Origin of the sequence: Tautonia sp. JC769, from assembly GCF_040717455.1 — a bacterium.
Classification (GTDB): domain Bacteria; phylum Planctomycetota; class Planctomycetia; order Isosphaerales; family Isosphaeraceae; genus Tautonia.
The window spans coordinates 1-1,164 of record NZ_JBFEFH010000069.1; the positions used below are offsets into that span (position 1 = coordinate 1).

Sequence of the window (1,164 nt, forward strand, 5' to 3'; positions counted from 1 at the left end):
TATAATCCCACCCTGCTCGCATTCTGATCGCCGGTGATCGCGATTGCAAGCGGATTCCGGGAATACCCGGCGAGAGGGCGGGACAATGGCGGCGAAGCCGAAATTGCTGGATCAGCTCCGAGAGGCGGTGCGGACGAGGCATTACAGCATCAGGACCGAGCACGCGTATGTGAACTGGGCGCGGCGGTTCATCCGCTTCCACGGCACGCGGCACCCGATCGAGATGGGAGAGCCGGAGGTCGGCGCCTTCCTCACCCACCTGGCCGTCGAGGGGAGCGTGGCGGCATCGACCCAGAACCAGGCGCTGTCGGCCCTCCTGTTCCTCTATCGCGAGGTCCTCGGCAGGCCGCTCGACGAGGCGATCGGCCCGGTCGTCCGCGCCGATCGGCCCGAGCGGCTGCCGGTGGTCCTCAGCCGCGACGAGGTCCGGGCCGTGCTCGACCGGCTCACGGGCACGCACCGCCTGATGGCCGCCCTGCTCTACGGCGCCGGGCTCAGGCTCATGGAGTGCCTGCGGCTCCGGATCAAGGACGTCGACTTCGAGCAGCGTCACCTCCTCGTCCGCGACGGCAAAGGGCGCAAGGACCGCGTCACGCTGCTGCCCGAGGCCCTGCGCGAGCCGATCGCCCGGCAGATCGACGAGGCCCGCTCCGTCCACGCCGTCGACCTGGCCGAGGGCTTCGGTCGCGTCTACCTGCCCGACGCCCTCGCCCGCAAGTACCCGTCCGCCGACCGCGAGCCCGGCTGGCAGTACCTCTTCCCCGCCTCCCGACGCGCCGTCGACCCCCGCTCCGGGGTCGTCCGCCGCCACCACCCCGACGAGCGAGCCCTGCAACGCGCCGTCAAGGACGCCGTCCGCGCCGCCGGCATCGCCAAGCCCGCCACCTGCCACACCTTCCGCCACAGCTTCGCCACCCACCTGCTCGAATCCGGCTCCGACATCCGCACCGTCCAGGAACTGCTCGGCCACCAGGACGTCCGCACCACCATGATCTACACCCACGTCCTCCAGTCCGGCCCCCTCGGCGTCCGCAGCCCCATCGACCTGCTCATCGGCTGAGCCCTCTCGCCATGTCCCCTTCCCTTGAAGCGACGGGTGGCCGGGGCGAAGCGGAGCGTGCCCCGGTGTCGGAGGCCTTTTCCTCCGGGGCACGCTCCGCTTCG

1 protein-coding gene is annotated in these 1,164 nt (G+C 70.9%); it reads left to right on the forward strand.

Going from position 1 to position 1,164, the window contains the following annotated elements; genetic code table 11:
* Positions 1–85: 85 nt before the first annotated feature.
* Positions 86–1,060: an integron integrase gene (locus AB1L88_RS26890; protein WP_367099805.1), complete on the forward strand. Its 975-nt coding sequence runs from the start codon at positions 86–88 to the stop codon at positions 1,058–1,060.
* Positions 1,061–1,164 lie beyond the last annotated feature (104 nt).

Bases quoted from the DNA above. Each gene is read 5' to 3' on its own strand.
- AB1L88_RS26890 (WP_367099805.1), top strand. From the start codon at position 86: ATGGCGGCGAAGCCGAAATTGCTGGATCAGCTCCGAGAGGCGGTGCGG.